This window comes from Streptomyces sp. NPDC050164, assembly GCF_044459945.1.
Classification (GTDB): Bacteria; Actinomycetota; Actinomycetes; order Streptomycetales; family Streptomycetaceae; genus Streptomyces; species Streptomyces coeruleorubidus_A.
Genome location: NZ_JBITJK010000004.1, coordinates 54807 through 71058, shown reverse-complemented (window position 1 = coordinate 71058; position 16252 = coordinate 54807). Strand labels below are relative to the sequence as shown.

Sequence of the window (16252 nt, the reverse complement as noted above, 5' to 3'; positions counted from 1 at the left end):
TAGGCCAAACGTGACGGACTGCACGTACATGGCCCTTGCGCCCCTTGCCCCTCCTCATGCCAAAATAGGACAAGGAGTCCGGGGGGCTCCTTCCGTCCCGTTGTGCTGCATTGTGGACGGAATCTCAGCATTGCACGCTTTGGGGGGTCTGGTGACTCCTGATTGTCCTGTGACTGATCGTCACAGTGGCGTGACTGTCCGCTATGGCATGGTCCATCGGCTTCCGTCGCTGATGAACACCTGGGAGGGCAATTCCATCGGTTTGGCCGACGCGGCTGGACAGATGGTGTAGTTGTAGTGCCGAGGACAAGCCGTTCGTCCTATAACCGACTCGACTCGCGTCCGCCATTTCGGGCAACGCGGGTCAAGGTGCAGAATTTAGAGGAAAGAACCGAGAAGGTTCGGTTCTCCCGAGGAGGCCGCTCATGACCGCTCGCACCCCTGATGCCGAGCCGCTGCTGACCCCGGCTGAGGTCGCCACCATGTTCCGCGTCGACCCCAAGACGGTCACGCGGTGGGCGAAGGCCGGCAAGCTCACGTCGATCCGAACGCTCGGCGGGCATCGCCGCTACCGCGAGGCAGAGGTCCGTGCTCTGCTCGCGGGCATTCCGCAGCAGCGCAGCGAGGCCTGAACAACTGAATAACCGGGCAAACCGGCTGGTCCCCCATCAGCCGAGAGGTCCGGAACCACGGCTCCAAGCGACGCGGGTCCTGCCCCAACAGGCCCCACGCCCACGCCAGTCAGAGCTATCCAGGCATATAACAGGGTGCGTCGTCGGTCGCGCTGGACTCCGCCGGGTCCAGCGCGACCTTTTTGTGCGCCGGCTGTCGGCCTGCTGAGCCCAGTTGTGAGCGGCCTTGTCGGAGTCTGGGGAGGGGTGTCGGATCCCCTGTGTGCAGCACCGTCGAAGGGGTGCAATTGCACATATTAAATTGACCTGTTGTAGGCGGGGTGTAAGTACCGCACATTCCAAAACTCATGCAGTGACACCCGTCACATACCAAGCGGCTTGTTAGCTCCGCCGCGGGTGCGTTAGTGGAACCATCGGCTCCAGCGCCCCGCGTACGAACGGGTGTTGAGGCCGGCCTTCGGTCAGGCTCGCGCCGGACTCTCGTTCTCGACGGCCCCCTGGGAGGCCTGGGCGGTGCGAGGGGCGGACTGGGCGGACTCCATCGCCAGGCGCAGCAGGTGATGGCAGATCGGACAGTGGCGAGTGAGATGCCGGTACGACGACGCGGCCGCCAGGTGCGCGCGGAGCAGGGCCCGCGTCTCATGCCTAGCCGATGCCGCCATACGCCACCTCCAGAAGGCCGAACGGGGAACGGCCCTGGTTTCTGGGTACCGAGGGAACGACAGGCCGTCAAGACGGCGTGAAGGACCGGGAAGGGGCATCTCGCAGGTCAGGGGCGCACAAAGGAGCCTGGGCGCGGCGGGGTTCGGGCAACCGAAAGAGCCCGGATCCGAAGATCCGGGCTCTTTCACTTGCGGTCCTGACGGGATTTGAACCCGCGGCCTCCACCTTGACAGGGTGGCGAGCACTCCAAACTGCTCCACAGGACCAGGTTTCGCGGCGCCATTCGTGCGTTGCGCTGCGAGAAGAGACTGTACAGGAGGGTGGGTCCCTGGTCGAACTCACTCTGCGTGCGCACGCCGTTACGGCACCGCCGCGTCGATCGCCTTCACGATCCGCTTGTCGGAGACGGGGTACGCCGTGCCCAGCGCGTGGGCGAAGTAGCTGACCCGGAGTTCCTCGATCATCCAGCGGATGTCGAGGACCGACGACGGCACCGGCCGGCCCTGCGGCATCTGCTCCAGGAGCCAGGCGTACTCGTCCTGCATCTCGTGGACCTTCTGCATCCGCGTGGTGTCCCGCTGGACGTTCGTCGGCATCTGCGTCAGACGCCGGTCCGCTGCCACCAGGTAGCGCATCAGGTCCGGCATGCGGCGCAGGCCTGCCTCCGTCACGAAGCCGGGCTTCACGAGGGCGTCCAGCTGCCTCCGTACGTCCTGGAGGTTCGGCAGCAGCGCGGGGCTGCGTACGGCCTTCAGGCGGCGTTCACAGGACTGCCAGGCGGCCAGGACCTGCTGCACCTGGCCCACTGTGCGGACGGTCGTGTCGACGATCTCGGCGCGCACCTTGTCGTACAGCTTGCGGTACGACTCCTCGTCCCACGCCGGTCCGCCGAAGTCCGCGATCAGTTTGTCGGCGGCCGCCATCGCGCAGTCGTCGAACAGCGCCTGTATGGAGCCGTGCGGATTTGCGGACAGCGCCAGCTTCTGCGCGTTCGTCAGCTTCTCGGAGGCGAACTTGGCCGGGTTGACCGGGATGTTGCGCAGGATCAGGCGGCGGGTGCCCTTCCACATGGCCTGCTGCTGCTCGGCCTCCGTGTCGAAGAGGCGTACGGAGACCGTGTCGCCGTCGTCGACCAGCGCCGGGTACGCCTTCACCGGCTGGCCGGCTCGCCGGGTCTCGAAGACGCGGGTGAGGGTGCCGATCGTCCAGTCCGTGAGGCCCTTGCGCTCCAGGGACTCGCCGCCCTGGCGTTCCGCCGTGGCGGCCGCCGCCTGGGAGAGGGCTTTGCGGGCCTTCGGCCGGAGCCTGAGCTTCAGCGCCTGAAGGTCCTTGTCCTCGGCGAGCTTGCGGCGCCGCTCGTCGACGATCCGGAACGTGACCTTGAGGTGGTCGGGGACCTTGGACCAGTCGAAGTCGTCCGCCTCGAAGGGCACGCCCACCATGCGCCGCAACTCGCGGGTCATGGTCGTGGTGAGCGGCTCCTGGAGGGGCACCGCGCGGTCGAGGAACGCCTTCGCGTAGTTCGGCGCGGGCACGTAGTTGCGGCGGATCGGCTTGGGCAGGGACCGGATGAGCTCCGTGACGAGCTCCTCCCGCAGGCCCGGGATCTGCCAGTCGAAGCCCTCGTCCGTGACCTGGTTGAGGACCTGGAGCGGGATGTGGACGGTCACGCCGTCGGCGTCCGCGCCCGGCTCGAACTGGTACGTCACACGGAACTTGAGGTTCCCCTGGCGCCAGGAGTCCGGATAGTCGTCCTTGGTGACCTCGCCCGCCTTCTCGTTGATGAGCATCTCGCGCTCGAAGTCGAGGAAGTCGGGCTGCTCGTGCCGCTTGTGCTTCCACCAGGAGTCGAAGTGGGCGCCGGAGACGACGTGTTCGGGGATCCGCTGGTCGTAGAAGTCGAACAGCGTCTCGTCGTCGACCAGGATGTCCCGGCGCCGGGCCCGGTGCTCCAGCTCCTCGACCTCGGTGAGGAGTCTGCGGTTGTCCGAGAAGAACTTGTGGTGCGTGCGCCAGTCGCCCTCGACGAGCGCGTTCCGGATGAACAGCCCGCGGCTGATCTCCGGGTCGATCCGGCCGTAGTTGACCTTCCGCTGCGCCACGATCGGCACGCCGTAGAGCGTGACCTTCTCGTACGCCATCACCGCGGCCTGGTCCTTCTCCCAGTGCGGTTCGCTGTACGTGCGCTTGAGGAGGTGGCCGGCGAGGGGTTCAACCCACTCGGGCTCGATCTTGGCGTTGACGCGGGCCCAGAGGCGGGACGTCTCGACGAGTTCGGCGGACATCACGAAGCGCGGGGGCTTCTTGAAGAGGGCCGAGCCGGGGAAGATCGCGAACTTGGCGTTGCGGGCGCCCAGATACTCGTTCTTCCCGGTGCCTCTCCCGCTTTCCGCCCCGGCGTCCTTCACGTCCTTCATGCCGATGTGGGACAGCAGGCCAGCGAGGAGGGAGACGTGGATGCGGTCGGCCGGGGCGTCGTCCTCGCTGAGGTGGATGCCCATCTGTTTCGCGACCGTGCGCAACTGGCTGTAGATGTCCTGCCATTCGCGGATGCGAAGGAAGTTGAGGTACTCCTGCTTGCACATCCGGCGGAAGGAGGACGAACCGCGCTCCTTCTGCTGCTCGCGGATGTAGCGCCAGAGGTTGAGGTAGGCCAGGAAGTCGCTGGTCTCGTCCTTGAAACGGGCGTGCTGCTGATCGGCCTGGGTCTGCTTGTCGGCGGGGCGTTCGCGCGGGTCCTGGATGGACAGCGCGGCGGCTATGACCATGACCTCGCGCACGCAGCCGTTCTTGTCCGCCTCCAGGACCATCCGGGCCAGGCGCGGGTCGACGGGCAGCTGGGCGAGCTTGCGGCCGGTGTCGGTGAGCCGTTTGCGGGGATCCTTCTGCGCCGGGTCGAGGGCGCCCAGCTCCTGGAGGAGCTGCACGCCGTCGCGGATGTTGCGGTGGTCCGGCGGGTCGATGAAGGGGAACTTCTCGATGTCGCCGAGGCCGGCCGCGGTCATCTGGAGGATGACGGAGGCGAGGTTCGTACGGAGGATCTCCGCGTCCGTGAACTCCGGGCGGGCGTTGAAGTCGTCCTCGCTGTAGAGGCGGATGCAGATGCCGTCCGACGTACGGCCGCAGCGGCCCTTGCGCTGGTTGGCGCTGGCCTGGGAGACCGGCTCGATGGGGAGGCGCTGGACCTTGGTGCGGTGGCTGTAGCGGGAGATGCGGGCGAAGCCCGGGTCGATGACGTACTTGATGCCCGGGACGGTGAGGGAGGTCTCGGCGACGTTCGTGGCCAGAACGATCCTGCGTCCGGTGTGCGGCTGGAAGACGCGGTGCTGTTCGGCGTGGGAGAGCCGGGCGTAGAGAGGCAGGATCTCCGTGAAGCGGTAGTTCTTCTTGGTCAGGGCGTCGGCCGTGTCCCGGATCTCCCGCTCGCCGGAGAGGAAGACCAGGATGTCGCCCTGGCCCTCCTTCTGGAGTTCCTCGACGGCGTCGACGATCGCGGTGATCTGGTCGCGGTCGGCGTCGTCGCCGTCCTCCTCCAGGAGCGGCCGGTAGCGGACCTCCACGGGGTACGTACGGCCGCTGACCTCGACGATCGGGGCGTCGCCGAAGTGCCGGGAGAAGCGCTCGGGGTCGATGGTGGCCGAGGTGATGACGACCTTGAGGTCGGGTCGCTTCGGCAGCAGCTGGGCGAGGTAGCCCAGCAGGAAGTCGATGTTGAGGGAGCGCTCGTGGGCCTCGTCGATGATGATCGTGTCGTAGGCGCGCAGCTCGCGGTCGGTCTGGATCTCGGCGAGCAGGATGCCGTCCGTCATGAGCTTGACGAAGGTGGCGTCCGGGTCGACCTGGTCGGTGAAGCGGACCTTCCAGCCGACGGCCTCGCCCAGCGGGGTGTCCAGCTCCTCCGCCACGCGCTCGGCGACGGTACGGGCGGCGATACGGCGGGGCTGGGTGTGCCCGATCATGCCGCGGACCCCGCGCCCGAGCTCCATACAGATCTTCGGGATCTGCGTGGTCTTACCGGAACCGGTCTCACCGGCGACGATCACGACCTGGTGGTCGCGGATGGCGTCGGCGATCTCGTCCTTCTTCTGGCTGACCGGCAGCTGCTCGGGATACGTGATGTCGGGTACGCGGCTGCGTCGCCCGGTCATCCGCTCCTCGGCCTTGCCGAGCTCGGCCTCGATCTCGGCCAGCACGGCGGCCCGGGCCTCCGGCTTACGGATCTTGCGCGCACCTTCGAGCCTGCGCCCGAGCCGGTGCGCGTCGCGCAGGGACAGCTCGGTCAGGCGGGAGGCGAGGGCGCCGAGGGCGGGGGCGGATTGCGTAGACATACGCGATCCAGGATCTCATCCCGCGGATTTTCGTGGCTAACGCTTTTGTCTCCGGCGGTTTGGCCGGGTCACGCGCCCTTTCGGACCTCTGGGGGGGGAAGGCAAAGCGAAGCCCCCGTCGAGATCTCGACGGGGGCTTCCGTTGTGGCTGGGGCCGGGGTCGAACCGGCGACCTTCCGCTTTTCAGGCGGACGCTCGTACCAACTGAGCTACCCAGCCACGAGGTTTCACGTGAAACCTCAGCGGTCCTGACGGGATTTGAACCCGCGGCCTCCACCTTGACAGGGTGGCGAGCACTCCAAACTGCTCCACAGGACCAAGCGTGTCGTACGACAGTGTCGCACAGGGTGGTGCGTGCCCCCAACGGGATTCGAACCCGTGCTACCGCCTTGAAAGGGCGGCGTCCTAGGCCGCTAGACGATGAGGGCTATCGGCCCGCCTGGGCGCTTCTCAGCGCGTCGGGGACGTGAGAAGCATATGGGATGGCGGGAGCTATCGCCAAAACGGTTTAGGAGGAGGGCGTCGGGGACGCCGACGGGGACTGTGTCGTGGGAGTGGTCGGGGACTGGGTGGCGCCGGGCTGGTTCTCCGCCGGGAGGTGGCGGCTGACCTCGGCCGTCGTGAGGCCGAGGCCGCCCAGTTCGATCTCGTCCCAGGCCTGGAGGTGGCGGGTGTCCCGGTCGAAGTACAGGATCGACGCCTCGATGGGGTCCGGGTGCTTGCCCTCGATGGCGCGCAGGCCGCTGCCGCCCGTGGAGCCCTCGATACGGAGTCGGGTGCCGTACTTCAGGACTTCCATCTCGTCGTGGTGGACGTGGCCGGCCAGCACCAGCGGTACCTCGCCGTCGACCTCGCGGGCCGCCGACGGCTCGTGGGCGATGGCGATGTCCACCGGGGTTCCGGCCGTGCGCTGGTCGCGCAGGGCCGTGGCCAGGCGGGCGCCGGCCAGCTCCTGGGACTGCTCGTTGCCCGGCTGCTTCGAGCGGTCCGGGGTGAACTGCGGGTCGCCGATGCCCGCGAAGCGCAGGCCCTTGATCGTCTTGGCCCGGCCGCCGTCCAGGACGTGGACGTTCTTCAGGCCCTCCAGATAGCGCTGGGTGATCATCGAGTCATGGTTGCCGCGGACCCAGACGTAGGGGGCCCCGAGGTCCTCGATGGGGTCCAGGAAGCCGTTCTCGGCGGCCGTGCCGTGGTCCATCGTGTCGCCCGAGTCGACGATCACGTCCACCTTGTACTGCTCCACCAGCGAGGCGATGATCTTCCAGCTCGCCGGGTTCAGGTGGATGTCGGAGACGTGCAGGACCCGGATGGTGGAGGGGTCGGGCGCGTAGACCGGGAGGGTCGAGGTGGCGTCGTAGAGCTTGGTCACGTTGGTGACCAGGCGGGCCAATTCCTTCTGGTAGACGTCGAATTCGGTGACGATGCTGCGCGCGTTGCCGACCAGGGAGGGGGCCGAGGTGAGGAGTCCGGAGAACTTGGGCTCCAGGACGGAGTCGGGGTGCCAGGTGGCGTAGGCCGTGCCGCCCGATGCGGCGAGGAGGGTGAGGGCGAGGCCGCCGGCGGCCAGGGCGCGGCGGGGGCGGCGGTAGACCGCGAGGCCGAGTGCGGTGGCGCCGCCGACGACGGCGACGCTCGAGCGGACGGCCAGGTCGAGAGTGCCGCGCCCGACGTCCTCGGTGACCTCGTCCTGGAGGCCGGAGAGCCGCTCGGGGTGGTCGACCAGGACCTGGGAGCGGACCGGGTCGAGCTGGTCGACGTTCACGTCCAGGCGGACCGGGGCGATGTGGCTGTCCAGCTGGAGGGCGCCCAGGGGCGAGATGTTGATCTTTGTGCCGCCGGTGAAGGAGGGGCGCAGGGTCATGGTGGTGTTCATGGGGCCGACCGGGACCCGGACATTGCCCACGACCAGGAGGCCCAGCCAGGCGCCGAGGAGGACCACGGCCACGAGTCCCACCGCCCGGGACCACGGGTGCGGCTGCGGCACGAGCTCGATCGTGGCCGGGGCCTGACGGGAGCGGTAGCGGCGGGCGAGGGTGTGCGGGGCCTTGCGGATCGGGTTCAGGACACTCAGGACTGCGGCGGGGACGCGGGCCATTGGTCCCGTATGCCCAAGTAGCGGGCCGGATATGCGGCGCCGGAAGGCTCTCGTTCGGCTGTGTCGTGGCCGACAATGGGCCTGTGCTGGAGATGACGCGCGAGGAGTTCGAGGAACTGGTCGCCGAGGCGCTCGACCGGATCCCGCCGGAGTTGACGCGACTGATGGACAACGTCGCGGTGTTCGTCGAGGACGATCCGCCGTCGGACGATCCCGAGCTGCTCGGGCTGTACGAGGGGACTCCGCTGACCGACCGGGGCGAGTGGTACGCCGGTGTGCTGCCGGATCGCATCACCATCTACCGGAATCCGACGTTGCGGATGTGCGAGTCGCGGGAGGACGTCGTCGCCGAGACGGAGATCACGGTGGTGCACGAGATCGCGCACCACTTCGGCATCGACGACGCGCGCCTTCACGCCCTGGGTTACGGCTGAGCGGGTTGTGAGCACGGGGCGCGTGTCCTCTTGTGGGCGGCGGGAGTTGGAGGTGTTGACTCCATCACCCTTCCCGGAGGTGGCCCCGTGCGCCCCTTGTACGTACCCGTCCGTCTGGCCGCCACGGTCGTGGCCGTCGCCGCTGCCGCCGGCTGCATGAGCGTCGGCGACGACGACGCGGGCGGGAGCGTCAAGCCGTCGCACTCCGCCGGGCAGCCCGGTGGTGAGGCGCCCGACGGTGGCTCGGCGGTGTCGGGCGGCGGTACCGGGCTCGGTGCGGCGGCCGACGGCGAGCGCGGGCGCGGCAAGGGCAAGAAGGGCGAGAAGGGCAAGGGCGGTGAGCCGGGGGAGTCGGCGGCTCCCGGGGTGTCGCCGTCCGCCGTGGTGAGCGCGTCCGCGCCGGGGCGCGAGAAGCCGGGCAAGCTGGCCAGGCCGTCGCCGAAGCCGCCGAAGCCGCCGGCTCCGCCGGCGCCCACCCGGTCGGCCGATCCCGACCCATCGCCGACGCCGACCGAGGTGACGACCTCGCCGGAGCCGACGGACAAGCCGGAGCCGTCGTCGTCGGCGCACGAGCCGCCGGAGCCGCAGCTCGCCCAGCGGGAACCGGCACCGCAGGCGGGGTCGCCGGCGTAGGGCCGGGAGTGCGCAGTTGCGGCGGGTCGCCGCCGTCGGGCGGGGAGTGTGCCGTCGCGGCGGGAACATTTCCGGCCGGAGGTTGGTTGGGAGCGGTCGGGAGGCTTTCCGGTCGTCGGAGAGCATCCCGCTGTCTTCTGCGTAGTTCCGGTTTGCCTTGCGGGGCCCGGAGTGCGTATGGTGGCAGATCGTTTGATCCCATCTTGCCCGGCGCCACCGCAGAGCGCGCCGTGTGGCGCGTACTCTCTCCCTTGCCGTGGTGGACCGCATTGAGGCGGTCGTATTGCGAATCGCGAATCACGGAGTTGACGGGCGCGTGCCGACGAGACTCCGGAAGGTTTCGCATTCGCATGTCCATCACCAGTACTGATCACATCGTCCTGCCCGAGAACGAGGCAGCCGACGACGCCCCCGAGGTCACTTTCGCCGACCTCGGTCTGCCCGAGGGCGTCGTCCGCAAGCTCGCGCAGAACGGCGTGACCACCCCCTTCCCGATCCAGGCCGCCACCATCCCGGACGCCCTGCTCGGCAAGGACATCCTCGGCCGTGGCCGCACCGGCTCCGGCAAGACCCTCTCCTTCGGTCTGCCGGCCCTGGCCACGCTGGCCGGCGGCCGGACCGAGAAGCACAAGCCGCGGGCCGTCATCCTCACGCCGACGCGTGAACTCGCCATGCAGGTCGCCGACGCGCTCCAGCCCTACGGCGACGTCCTCGGCCTCAAGATGAAGGTCGTCTGCGGCGGTACGTCCATGGGCAACCAGATCTACGCCCTGGAGAAGGGCGTCGACGTCCTGGTCGCCACCCCGGGCCGGCTGCGCGACATCATCAACCGCGGCGCCTGCTCGCTGGAGAACGTGCAGATCGCCGTTCTCGACGAGGCCGACCAGATGTCCGACCTGGGCTTCCTGCCCGAGGTGACGGAGCTGCTGGACCAGGTGCCCGCGGGCGGTCAGCGGATGCTGTTCTCCGCGACCATGGAGAACGAGATCAAGACCCTCGTCGACCGGTACCTGAAGGACCCGGTCCACCACGAGGTGGACGCCGCCCAGGGCGCGGTGACGACCATGTCGCACCACATCCTCATCGTGAAGCCCAAGGACAAGGCGCCGGTCACCGCGGCCATCGCCTCCCGCAAGGGCCGCACGATCATCTTCGTCCGCACCCAGCTCGGCGCCGACCGAGTCGCCGAGCAGCTGCGCGACTCCGGTGTGAAGGCCGACGCGCTGCACGGCGGCATGACGCAGGGCGCGCGCACGCGGACCCTGGCCGACTTCAAGGACGGGTACGTCAACGTGCTCGTCGCGACCGACGTCGCGGCGCGCGGCATCCACGTCGACGGCATCGACCTGGTGCTGAACGTGGACCCGGCCGGCGACCACAAGGACTACCTGCACCGCGCGGGCCGTACGGCGCGTGCCGGCCGCACCGGCACGGTCGTGTCGCTGTCCCTGCCGCACCAGCGGCGCCAGATCTTCCGGCTGATGGAGGACGCGGGCGTCGACGCCACGCGCCACATCATCCAGGGCGGCGCGGCCTTCGACCCGGAGGTCGCCGAGATCACCGGTGCCCGGTCGATGACCGAGGTCCAGGCCGAGTCCGTGGGCAACGCCGCGCAGCAGGCCGAGCGCGAGGTCGCCCAGCTCACCAAGGAGCTGGAGCGGGCGCAGCGGCGTGCGAACGAGCTGCGTGAGGAGTCCGACCGGCTGCTCGCGCGGGTCGCTCGCGAGCGCGGCGAGGAGCCGCAGGCGGCGGTGTCCGAGGCGTCCGTGGAGGTTCCGGCCGACGTCGAGATCTCGGTGCCGGAGCAGCGGACCGCGCAGGACGCCGAGCGCGCCGAGGCTCCCGCGCCGTACGAGCGGCGGGAGCGGCGCGAGGAGCGCGGCGGGTCCGGACGTGACCGGTACGCCGACCGGGACCGCTCCTTCGAGCGTCGTGACGACCGTGGCGGCCGTTCCTCCGACCGCGACCGTGGTGGCCGTTCGTTCGAGCGCCGTGACGACCGTGGTGGCCGTTCCTTCGAGCGCCGTGACGACCGCGGTGGGTTCAACCGGGACCGTGACCGGGATCGTGACCGTGGTGGCCGTTCGTTCGAGCGTCGTGACGACCGTGGTGGTTTCCGCCGGGACGACCGGGCCGACCAGGGCGACCGGGGTGAGCGCGGGGGCTTCCGGCGTGACGACCGCGGCGGGCGTTCCTTCGAGCGTCGTGACGACCGCGGCGGCCGTTCCTTCGAGCGTCGTGACGACCGCGGCGGGCGTCCGTTCGAGCGTCGTGACGACCGCGGCGGCTTCCGCCGGGACGAGCGCGGTGGGCACCGCGGCAGCGACCGTCCCTTCAACCGGGACCGCCGGGACGACCGTCCGGGCTACCGTGCCGGCGGTCACGAGCGTCCGCACGGCCGTCGTGACGACCACCGTGGCGGCGGTTCCTTCGGCCGCCGTGAGGACAAGCCGCGCTGGAAGCGCAACGGCTGACACAGACGCGTGACGAGCGCCGCGGCCCTCTCCTACGGGCGGGCCGCGGCGCTTTGCCGTTGCGTCCCGCACGGGTGGATCCGCGGCCGTCACAGCGTCTGTTCCCCCCTCCGGCACGGCCGGGAACCGATACCCGATCGGAGACTCGGCCTCGTCCGGCTATGCTCGTGGGAGCAACATCGCCCGGGCCCTTAGCTCAATTGGCAGAGCAGTGGACTTTTAATCCATTGGTTGTGGGTTCGAGTCCCACAGGGCCTACCGCAAAACCCCAGGTCACCCAGGAGTGACCTGGGGTTTGTCCGTTATAGGCAAGTTCCATGATCGCTAGCTGGCCCGTAGCTGGCCCGAGGGTCAAAGGATCATGCTGAACATGCGAACGGCCCCCAGCTGGCGGGGATCCCAGCTGAGGGCCGTTCAACTCCCCTGGGGGGAAGGGGAGCGGGTGGCCGCCCCACGGGGGGCGGCCACCCTGCCCCGCCTCCGGTGTCCTCTCCGGGATTGCTCGCGGGGGAGGGTCCCACGAGCGATCCCAGCACCTTCGGCGGGCTCATCCCGCTACCGGCGCGGTCGGCGGCGCTGCCGGCACCGGGGGTCAGCGTCGCAGCGGCGCGGGGGCCGTCTGCCTGGGCACGGCCGGACGGCAGGGCTGTCGGTGGCGGTAGATCGTGATGCCGGGGCCGCTCGCCCCGTCGACCGACTGCTCGTCGAAGTCGTCGCCCTCGCGGAGCGGCTCGTCGCAGCGTGCGCAGATCATGCCCGGCTCCTTTCTCGGGTCGCCGCGGCCTGGCGCCAGGCCTGCCGGTACTCCGCTTGCAGCGGGTCGCGCCCGGCGCAGGGGAGGTTGAGGTTCCAGCCCTTCGCGTCCACGGCGCTGCACTCCGGACAGCGGATGCAGTGGTCCGCGAGGCGCACGAACGCCTCCTGCCACGGTGTCAGGGGTATGGCTTGCGGCGGGTTCTCGGTGATGCTGCTCATCTGCTGTCCCTCGCGGCTTGCGTGTCGGCGGCTTCCAGGTCCCCGGTCACCGGCTCGTCCCTAACTGCGCCCACAGCCCGCATTCGTCGGTGGTGAGCCCGGACGTTGTGGCGAGGCCGGTGATGATCTGCCAGCCGGGCCCGTGGCTGTAGAGCAGGGGAAGCGGGTCGGGTCCGAGTGCGGTGATGCGGACGCGCGGCCCGGCCGTCGACAGGGTCATGTCGACGGCCGAGGCGCCCGAGCTGAGGATCGCCACGTACAGCTCGTGTGCGACCGTCGGGGCGTCGGAGTGCCTCACGCGGCCAGCGACCCACAGGCGGACGTGGCGCGCCTCGATGGGCTCGGCCTTGAAGGGCTTCTGCCACGTCTGGCCCGACTCGGGCATAGCTGTCCCCCGCCGCCTAGTTCCTGCTTGCGGATAGTGGTTATCTGCTTACAGATTGGCGGGCGTGTTGGCGCCGGTCAAGTCAGTCACGGCACTATGTGTGCACAGAATCGGATGGATCACTGTGGGAGGTGGGCGCGGTGGCTGACCGCCAGGAGCAAGCCGAATACGTGCGGATCGCGGCGGAACTGCGCGCCCGCATCGACGCTGGCGACTACCCGCCCGGCGCGCAACTGCCGACGCTCCCCGAGCTGTCCGCTACCTACGGCGTATCGCAGACGACGGTCCGGCAGTCCCTCGGCATCCTGCGTGGGGAAGGCCTCATCGAGACCCGGGCCCGCGCCGGTACGCGCGTGCGCCCGCGGCCGCCCGTGCACCGCATGCCGGCCGACCGCTACCGGGCTGCGCCGGGAGCCAAGTCGACGCCGTACACCCGGGATCAGGGCATTGGTTGGAGTGAGTACCGGCTCGACAAGCGGTTCGAGCGGGTCCAGGCAGACACCGAGCTGGCCGCGCTGTTCGAGTGCGAGCCGGGTGAGGAACTGCTCGCACGGCACTTTGTGTTCTATGACAACGACCAGCCCACCCAGATGTCGACCAGCTATGTGCGGTGGTCCGACGTGGCCGGCACTCCGGTCGCCGACCCCATCAACGAGCCCTGGCCGGGCGGCACGAGGGCCCAGCTGGGAAGCCTCGGCATCCACGTTACGCAGATCACCGAGAGCTTCACGGCGGCCATGCCGACCGAGCTGGAGGCGGCCACACTCCGGATCGGTGCCGGCGTGCCCGTGCTCCGGTACACCCGCAGGCACATCGCCGACACCGGCCGGGTCGTCGAGGTCGCCCACCCGATCGTCAGGAGGGGCGACACGACGGTGGTCGACTTCCGTATCGACCTCGACGACTGACCCCAGACATGACGAAGCGGCCCCGCCCTCCCGGAGGAGAGCGGGGCCGCTTCACGAACATCATGGGTACTGGCGACGGTACGGATCGAGGCCTATGGAGAGCAGGTTGCCCTCGTCGCTCGGGCTCGGCTGTGGTGCACCGTCGCGGCGGCATATGAGGGCGTCAGGGTCCCAGCTCGGGGCCTGGAGGGAGTAGCCGTCGGGGCAGTCTGGGCCGGGCGGACCTTGGTCACCGCGAGGCCCCTGCTCCCCGCGGGGGCCCTGCTCTCCCTGCTCGCCGGGCGGTCCCTGCGGTCCCTCCGGTCCGGCCGGTCCCTGCGCGCCGTCCGCTCCGGGTGCACCGTCCTCCCCGGGTTCGCCGGGGTCGCCGTCCTGGCCGGGCGTGCCCGGTGCGCCATCGTCACCAGGCTGTCCGTCGGCGCCCGGCGAGCCGTCCTGCCCTGGCCTGCCGGGGTCGCCCTGCCGACCGGGTATGGGCACGGGCACCTCGGCCCGGTCGGGCAGGTCGTCCACGGCCACGGACGGATCGGGGGCGACGGGTGTCTGCCCCTCGCTCTTCACCTGCTCCCGCAGCTGCCGCACGTCGGTCGCGAGGGTGGAGACCGCCTCGCCTCTGCGGTTCGCCTCTGCGACCGCCTCCTGTCGTGCGGTCGCCTCGGCGTCGATGCGGCTCCACACGATGACCGCAGCCCCGGACAGGGCCAGCAGCCAGCAGAAGACGGCGATCCACCGCCAGCGCCCGGCGAGCGCCCGTTCTGCACGGGTCACGGTGGATCGCCTCCCAGGTTGATGAGTTGGATGCGAAGACGCGCGTTCTCTTCCCGGTCGGCGATGCGCTGCTCAAGCAGCTGCTCGATCCTCTGGTCCCGGGCTGTGAGCTGCTCGCGCAGCTTGTCGCGCTCTTCCTGAACTTGGTCGAGCTCCGCGTTCCAGCGGGTGGTCGCGTTCTCGCCACGCTTGCCGAGGTACGCCACCACGCTGCCGGACAGCACCCCGACGAGCGCGATCACGCTGCCGATGGTGGTGGCGTCCAAGGTGGCTCCCTACAGGTCGCGCGGCAGAGAGCGGGTCTGGGTCGGGCGGTTGGGCACGGCGTAGGTGATGCCCCACGCGCCGAGGACGGCCAGGGCGATGGTGACACCCTCGCCGGTGGTGATCACGCTGTCCTGTGCGGCGGTGAGGGCGGCCGCGGATCCGGCGGCGATGCCGGACACGACGGCCTTGGCGATGCGGGAGATCTTCATGGGTCAGGACTCCTTGGTGAGTGCGTCGCCGAGCTTGTCGAGGGCGGCCTGTGCGCCGGCCTCTGCTGCGGCCTTGATCTCGGCGGTGGTAAGTCCGCCGCCTTCGGCGAGCTTCGCCAGCACCGCGTCCCGGGCGGCGCCCTGGGCGAGCAGCTGCTTCGCCGCGTGTTCCAGTGCCTTGACCCGGGCCAGGGTCTCCCGCCCGGAGGCGGCGACCGTGTGGAGCGCGTACTTCGCCGTCCAGGTCCGGTTGCCCTCGTTCCAGTCGGCGTTGTTGTACGGCGGGGCGACGGCCGGGATGTGGTCGCCGTACCAGAACTTCTTGACGTCGGCGTCGGTCAGTGCCACGTCGTCCTCCTCGGTGGGTTTGCCGGTGGCCCGGGCGACGATCCCCGGGAACACGACCGTCCTGAACTGCTTGATGCGGGCCGGGCCCGGGCAGGCCGTGCCGGATGTCGACCACTGCGGGAACAGGCTGTGGTAGCCGAACCCCGGGTCGGAATGCGTGCGGCAGATCCGCAGCGGGACCCCGTGACGCTGGTGCATCCACACGCCGAGCCGGATGAGTTCCTCGACCTGCTCGTCGGTCCACGGGTCGCTCGCGCTGGTATTGGACGCGGTCTCGACGGACACGGCGCCCGTACCGTCGGGGCGCCGGTTGGCCTGCGCGTTGGCGTCCGCGCGGGTCTCCGTGCCGATGTACTGCGCAATGTCACCGTCGTAGCCGAGCCCGAAGTGGCTTTCGAGGGACGTCGAGTCGCGCCAGTACTCGTAAGTACGCCGAGGCGTCCACGGGCCGACGATGCTGTGAACGATGAGCTGGGTCGGCCGGATCGCGGGCTGTGCGTCCGATTCCGGTTGCAGCTCCATCTTGGTGGCTCGGGCGTACCAGGCCATGGGGCCTCCAGACATGAGAAAGGCCCCGGCCGGCGGGCTCGGGGCGGACGGTGTGCGGGGTCAGGCGACGCGTTTGAGGCGCCCGTAGCTGCCGGCGGCGACCTTGGTGGCGGTCGCGTTGCTGGTTTCCTGAGCCCAGGCCAGCGCGACGGTCCCGGCCGTTGAACCGGTGGTGATGAGGGCCTCGACGACGGCCAGGACCTGGTTGGAGGCGCTGTCACGGTCACCGAAGGTGGTGATCGTGCTGAAGTTGTGGACTCCGAACCTGGCGTCACCGCAGCCTGCGGCGTCGCTGACGGTGGAACACAGACCTTGCACGCCGTAGTTGCCGGATGCCCCGGAGGGCACGTTGAACTGGACGCGGAATCCGGCTGCGGACAGGCACGCGTAGCGGACGTGGAACTCAACGAAGTACGTCGCGTTGGCCTCCAGCGCGAACTGAAGGTCGGGGTCGTCGGTCAGCGTGGTGTTGCTCGCCCTGGTGGTCTCGCTGGTCTTGTAGACCTCATCGGGCAGCATCGACGCCAGCAGCTTGGCCCTGATCGTGGTGCCCGGCGGGGTGGCGGGGTACTTGGACATGCAGT

At 69.5% G+C, this 16252-nt stretch carries 16 protein-coding genes and 5 tRNA genes; 6 read left to right on the top strand and 15 right to left on the bottom strand.

Features of this window, described 5'->3' with window-relative positions; genetic code table 11:
- Positions 1–425 precede the first annotated feature (425 nt).
- Positions 426–632: a developmental transcriptional regulator BldC gene (gene bldC / locus ACIBNA_RS08145; RefSeq protein WP_003949541.1), complete on the top strand. Its 207-nt coding sequence runs from the start codon at positions 426–428 to the stop codon at positions 630–632.
- Positions 633–1093: 461 nt separating this feature from the next.
- Here the strand turns inward: bldC and ACIBNA_RS08140 are convergent, their stop codons facing one another.
- The 7 genes from ACIBNA_RS08140 to ACIBNA_RS08110 form a co-directional block, all read right to left on the bottom strand.
- Positions 1094–1294, bottom strand: coding sequence for a DUF6274 family protein (locus ACIBNA_RS08140; RefSeq protein ID WP_086601707.1), 201 nt, complete (start codon positions 1292–1294; stop codon positions 1094–1096).
- A 192-nt stretch (positions 1295–1486) separates the two neighbouring features.
- Positions 1487–1561, bottom strand: a tRNA-Asp gene (locus ACIBNA_RS08135).
- A 93-nt stretch (positions 1562–1654) separates the two neighbouring features.
- The gene (hrpA, locus tag ACIBNA_RS08130) at positions 1655–5623 is read right to left on the bottom strand and encodes an ATP-dependent RNA helicase HrpA (RefSeq protein WP_399164427.1); all 3969 of its coding nucleotides are present in this window, start codon (positions 5621–5623) and stop codon (positions 1655–1657) included.
- 145 nt (positions 5624–5768) lie between these two features.
- Positions 5769–5842, bottom strand: a tRNA-Phe gene (locus ACIBNA_RS08125).
- 24 nt (positions 5843–5866) lie between these two features.
- Positions 5867–5941: transfer RNA gene (locus ACIBNA_RS08120), tRNA-Asp, on the bottom strand.
- Positions 5942–5978: 37 nt separating this feature from the next.
- Positions 5979–6051: transfer RNA gene (locus ACIBNA_RS08115), tRNA-Glu, on the bottom strand.
- Positions 6052–6131: 80 nt separating this feature from the next.
- On the bottom strand, positions 6132–7718 hold the full coding sequence (locus tag ACIBNA_RS08110; RefSeq protein WP_399164426.1) for a metallophosphoesterase: 1587 nt from the start codon (positions 7716–7718) through the stop codon (positions 6132–6134).
- A gap of 83 nt (positions 7719–7801) precedes the next feature.
- Between ACIBNA_RS08110 and ACIBNA_RS08105 the strand changes: the two genes are divergently transcribed.
- The 4 genes from ACIBNA_RS08105 (at position 7802) to ACIBNA_RS08090 (ending at position 11517) form a co-directional block, all read left to right on the top strand.
- Entirely contained in the window at positions 7802–8152 is a 351-nt protein-coding gene (locus ACIBNA_RS08105; RefSeq protein WP_059420586.1) for a metallopeptidase family protein, read from the top strand.
- 87 nt (positions 8153–8239) lie between these two features.
- Entirely contained in the window at positions 8240–8785 is a 546-nt protein-coding gene (locus ACIBNA_RS08100) for a hypothetical protein (RefSeq protein ID WP_399164425.1), read from the top strand.
- Between the two features lie 350 nt (positions 8786–9135).
- Positions 9136–11259, top strand: a complete 2124-nt coding sequence (locus ACIBNA_RS08095; RefSeq protein WP_399164424.1) for a DEAD/DEAH box helicase — start codon at positions 9136–9138, stop codon at positions 11257–11259.
- Between the two features lie 185 nt (positions 11260–11444).
- Positions 11445–11517, top strand: a tRNA-Lys gene (locus ACIBNA_RS08090).
- Between the two features lie 334 nt (positions 11518–11851).
- Here the strand turns inward: ACIBNA_RS08090 and ACIBNA_RS08085 are convergent.
- The 3 genes from ACIBNA_RS08085 to ACIBNA_RS08075 are packed head-to-tail and all read right to left on the bottom strand — an operon-like array spanning position 11852 to position 12619.
- On the bottom strand, positions 11852–12013 hold the full coding sequence (locus tag ACIBNA_RS08085; RefSeq protein ID WP_399164423.1) for a hypothetical protein: 162 nt from the start codon (positions 12011–12013) through the stop codon (positions 11852–11854).
- Positions 12010–12234: a hypothetical protein gene (locus tag ACIBNA_RS08080; protein WP_399164422.1), complete on the bottom strand. Its 225-nt coding sequence runs from the start codon at positions 12232–12234 to the stop codon at positions 12010–12012. Before ACIBNA_RS08080 ends, ACIBNA_RS08085 begins: the two co-directional genes overlap by 4 nt.
- Positions 12235–12280: 46 nt before the next feature.
- Positions 12281–12619, bottom strand: a complete 339-nt coding sequence (locus ACIBNA_RS08075; protein ID WP_399164421.1) for a hypothetical protein — start codon at positions 12617–12619, stop codon at positions 12281–12283.
- Positions 12620–12759: 140 nt separating this feature from the next.
- Here ACIBNA_RS08075 and ACIBNA_RS08070 point away from each other — a divergent pair, with 140 nt between their 5' ends.
- Positions 12760–13527 (top strand): GntR family transcriptional regulator, encoded by a 768-nt coding sequence (locus ACIBNA_RS08070; RefSeq protein ID WP_399164420.1) that lies wholly within the window; start codon positions 12760–12762, stop codon positions 13525–13527.
- Between the two features lie 60 nt (positions 13528–13587).
- On the opposite strand, the gene ACIBNA_RS08065 is transcribed toward ACIBNA_RS08070, so the two are convergent.
- Genes ACIBNA_RS08065 through ACIBNA_RS08045 form a run of 5 tightly spaced genes read right to left on the bottom strand, consistent with a single transcriptional unit; the run spans position 13588 to position 16247 of the window.
- Positions 13588–14295, bottom strand: coding sequence for a collagen-like protein (locus ACIBNA_RS08065; RefSeq protein ID WP_399164419.1), 708 nt, complete (start codon positions 14293–14295; stop codon positions 13588–13590).
- Positions 14292–14561, bottom strand: a complete 270-nt coding sequence (locus ACIBNA_RS08060; protein ID WP_399164418.1) for a hypothetical protein — start codon at positions 14559–14561, stop codon at positions 14292–14294. Before ACIBNA_RS08060 ends, ACIBNA_RS08065 begins: the two co-directional genes overlap by 4 nt.
- A gap of 9 nt (positions 14562–14570) precedes the next feature.
- The gene (locus tag ACIBNA_RS08055; RefSeq protein ID WP_399164417.1) at positions 14571–14771 is read right to left on the bottom strand and encodes a hypothetical protein; all 201 of its coding nucleotides are present in this window, start codon (positions 14769–14771) and stop codon (positions 14571–14573) included.
- Positions 14772–14774: 3 nt separating this feature from the next.
- Positions 14775–15668, bottom strand: a complete 894-nt coding sequence (locus ACIBNA_RS08050) for an N-acetylmuramoyl-L-alanine amidase (RefSeq protein WP_399164416.1) — start codon at positions 15666–15668, stop codon at positions 14775–14777.
- 60 nt (positions 15669–15728) lie between these two features.
- On the bottom strand, positions 15729–16247 hold the full coding sequence (locus ACIBNA_RS08045) for a hypothetical protein (RefSeq protein ID WP_399164415.1): 519 nt from the start codon (positions 16245–16247) through the stop codon (positions 15729–15731).
- Positions 16248–16252: the final 5 nt, after the last annotated feature.

What these genes read in the sequence shown, in the direction of transcription:
- bldC (WP_003949541.1), top strand. Translation starts at nt 426, where the DNA reads ATGACCGCTCGCACCCCTGATGCCGAGCCGCTGCTGACCCCGGCTGAG.
- ACIBNA_RS08140 (WP_086601707.1), bottom strand. Translation starts at nt 1,294, where the DNA reads ATGGCGGCATCGGCTAGGCATGAGACGCGGGCCCTGCTCCGCGCGCAC.
- hrpA (WP_399164427.1), bottom strand. Translation starts at nt 5,623, where the DNA reads ATGTCTACGCAATCCGCCCCCGCCCTCGGCGCCCTCGCCTCCCGCCTG.
- ACIBNA_RS08110 (WP_399164426.1), bottom strand. Translation starts at nt 7,718, where the DNA reads ATGGCCCGCGTCCCCGCCGCAGTCCTGAGTGTCCTGAACCCGATCCGC.
- ACIBNA_RS08095 (WP_399164424.1), top strand. Translation starts at nt 9,136, where the DNA reads ATGTCCATCACCAGTACTGATCACATCGTCCTGCCCGAGAACGAGGCA.
- ACIBNA_RS08085 (WP_399164423.1), bottom strand. Translation starts at nt 12,013, where the DNA reads ATGATCTGCGCACGCTGCGACGAGCCGCTCCGCGAGGGCGACGACTTC.
- ACIBNA_RS08080 (WP_399164422.1), bottom strand. Translation starts at nt 12,234, where the DNA reads ATGAGCAGCATCACCGAGAACCCGCCGCAAGCCATACCCCTGACACCG.
- ACIBNA_RS08075 (WP_399164421.1), bottom strand. Translation starts at nt 12,619, where the DNA reads ATGCCCGAGTCGGGCCAGACGTGGCAGAAGCCCTTCAAGGCCGAGCCC.
- ACIBNA_RS08055 (WP_399164417.1), bottom strand. Translation starts at nt 14,771, where the DNA reads ATGAAGATCTCCCGCATCGCCAAGGCCGTCGTGTCCGGCATCGCCGCC.
- ACIBNA_RS08050 (WP_399164416.1), bottom strand. Translation starts at nt 15,668, where the DNA reads ATGGCCTGGTACGCCCGAGCCACCAAGATGGAGCTGCAACCGGAATCG.
- ACIBNA_RS08045 (WP_399164415.1), bottom strand. Translation starts at nt 16,247, where the DNA reads ATGTCCAAGTACCCCGCCACCCCGCCGGGCACCACGATCAGGGCCAAG.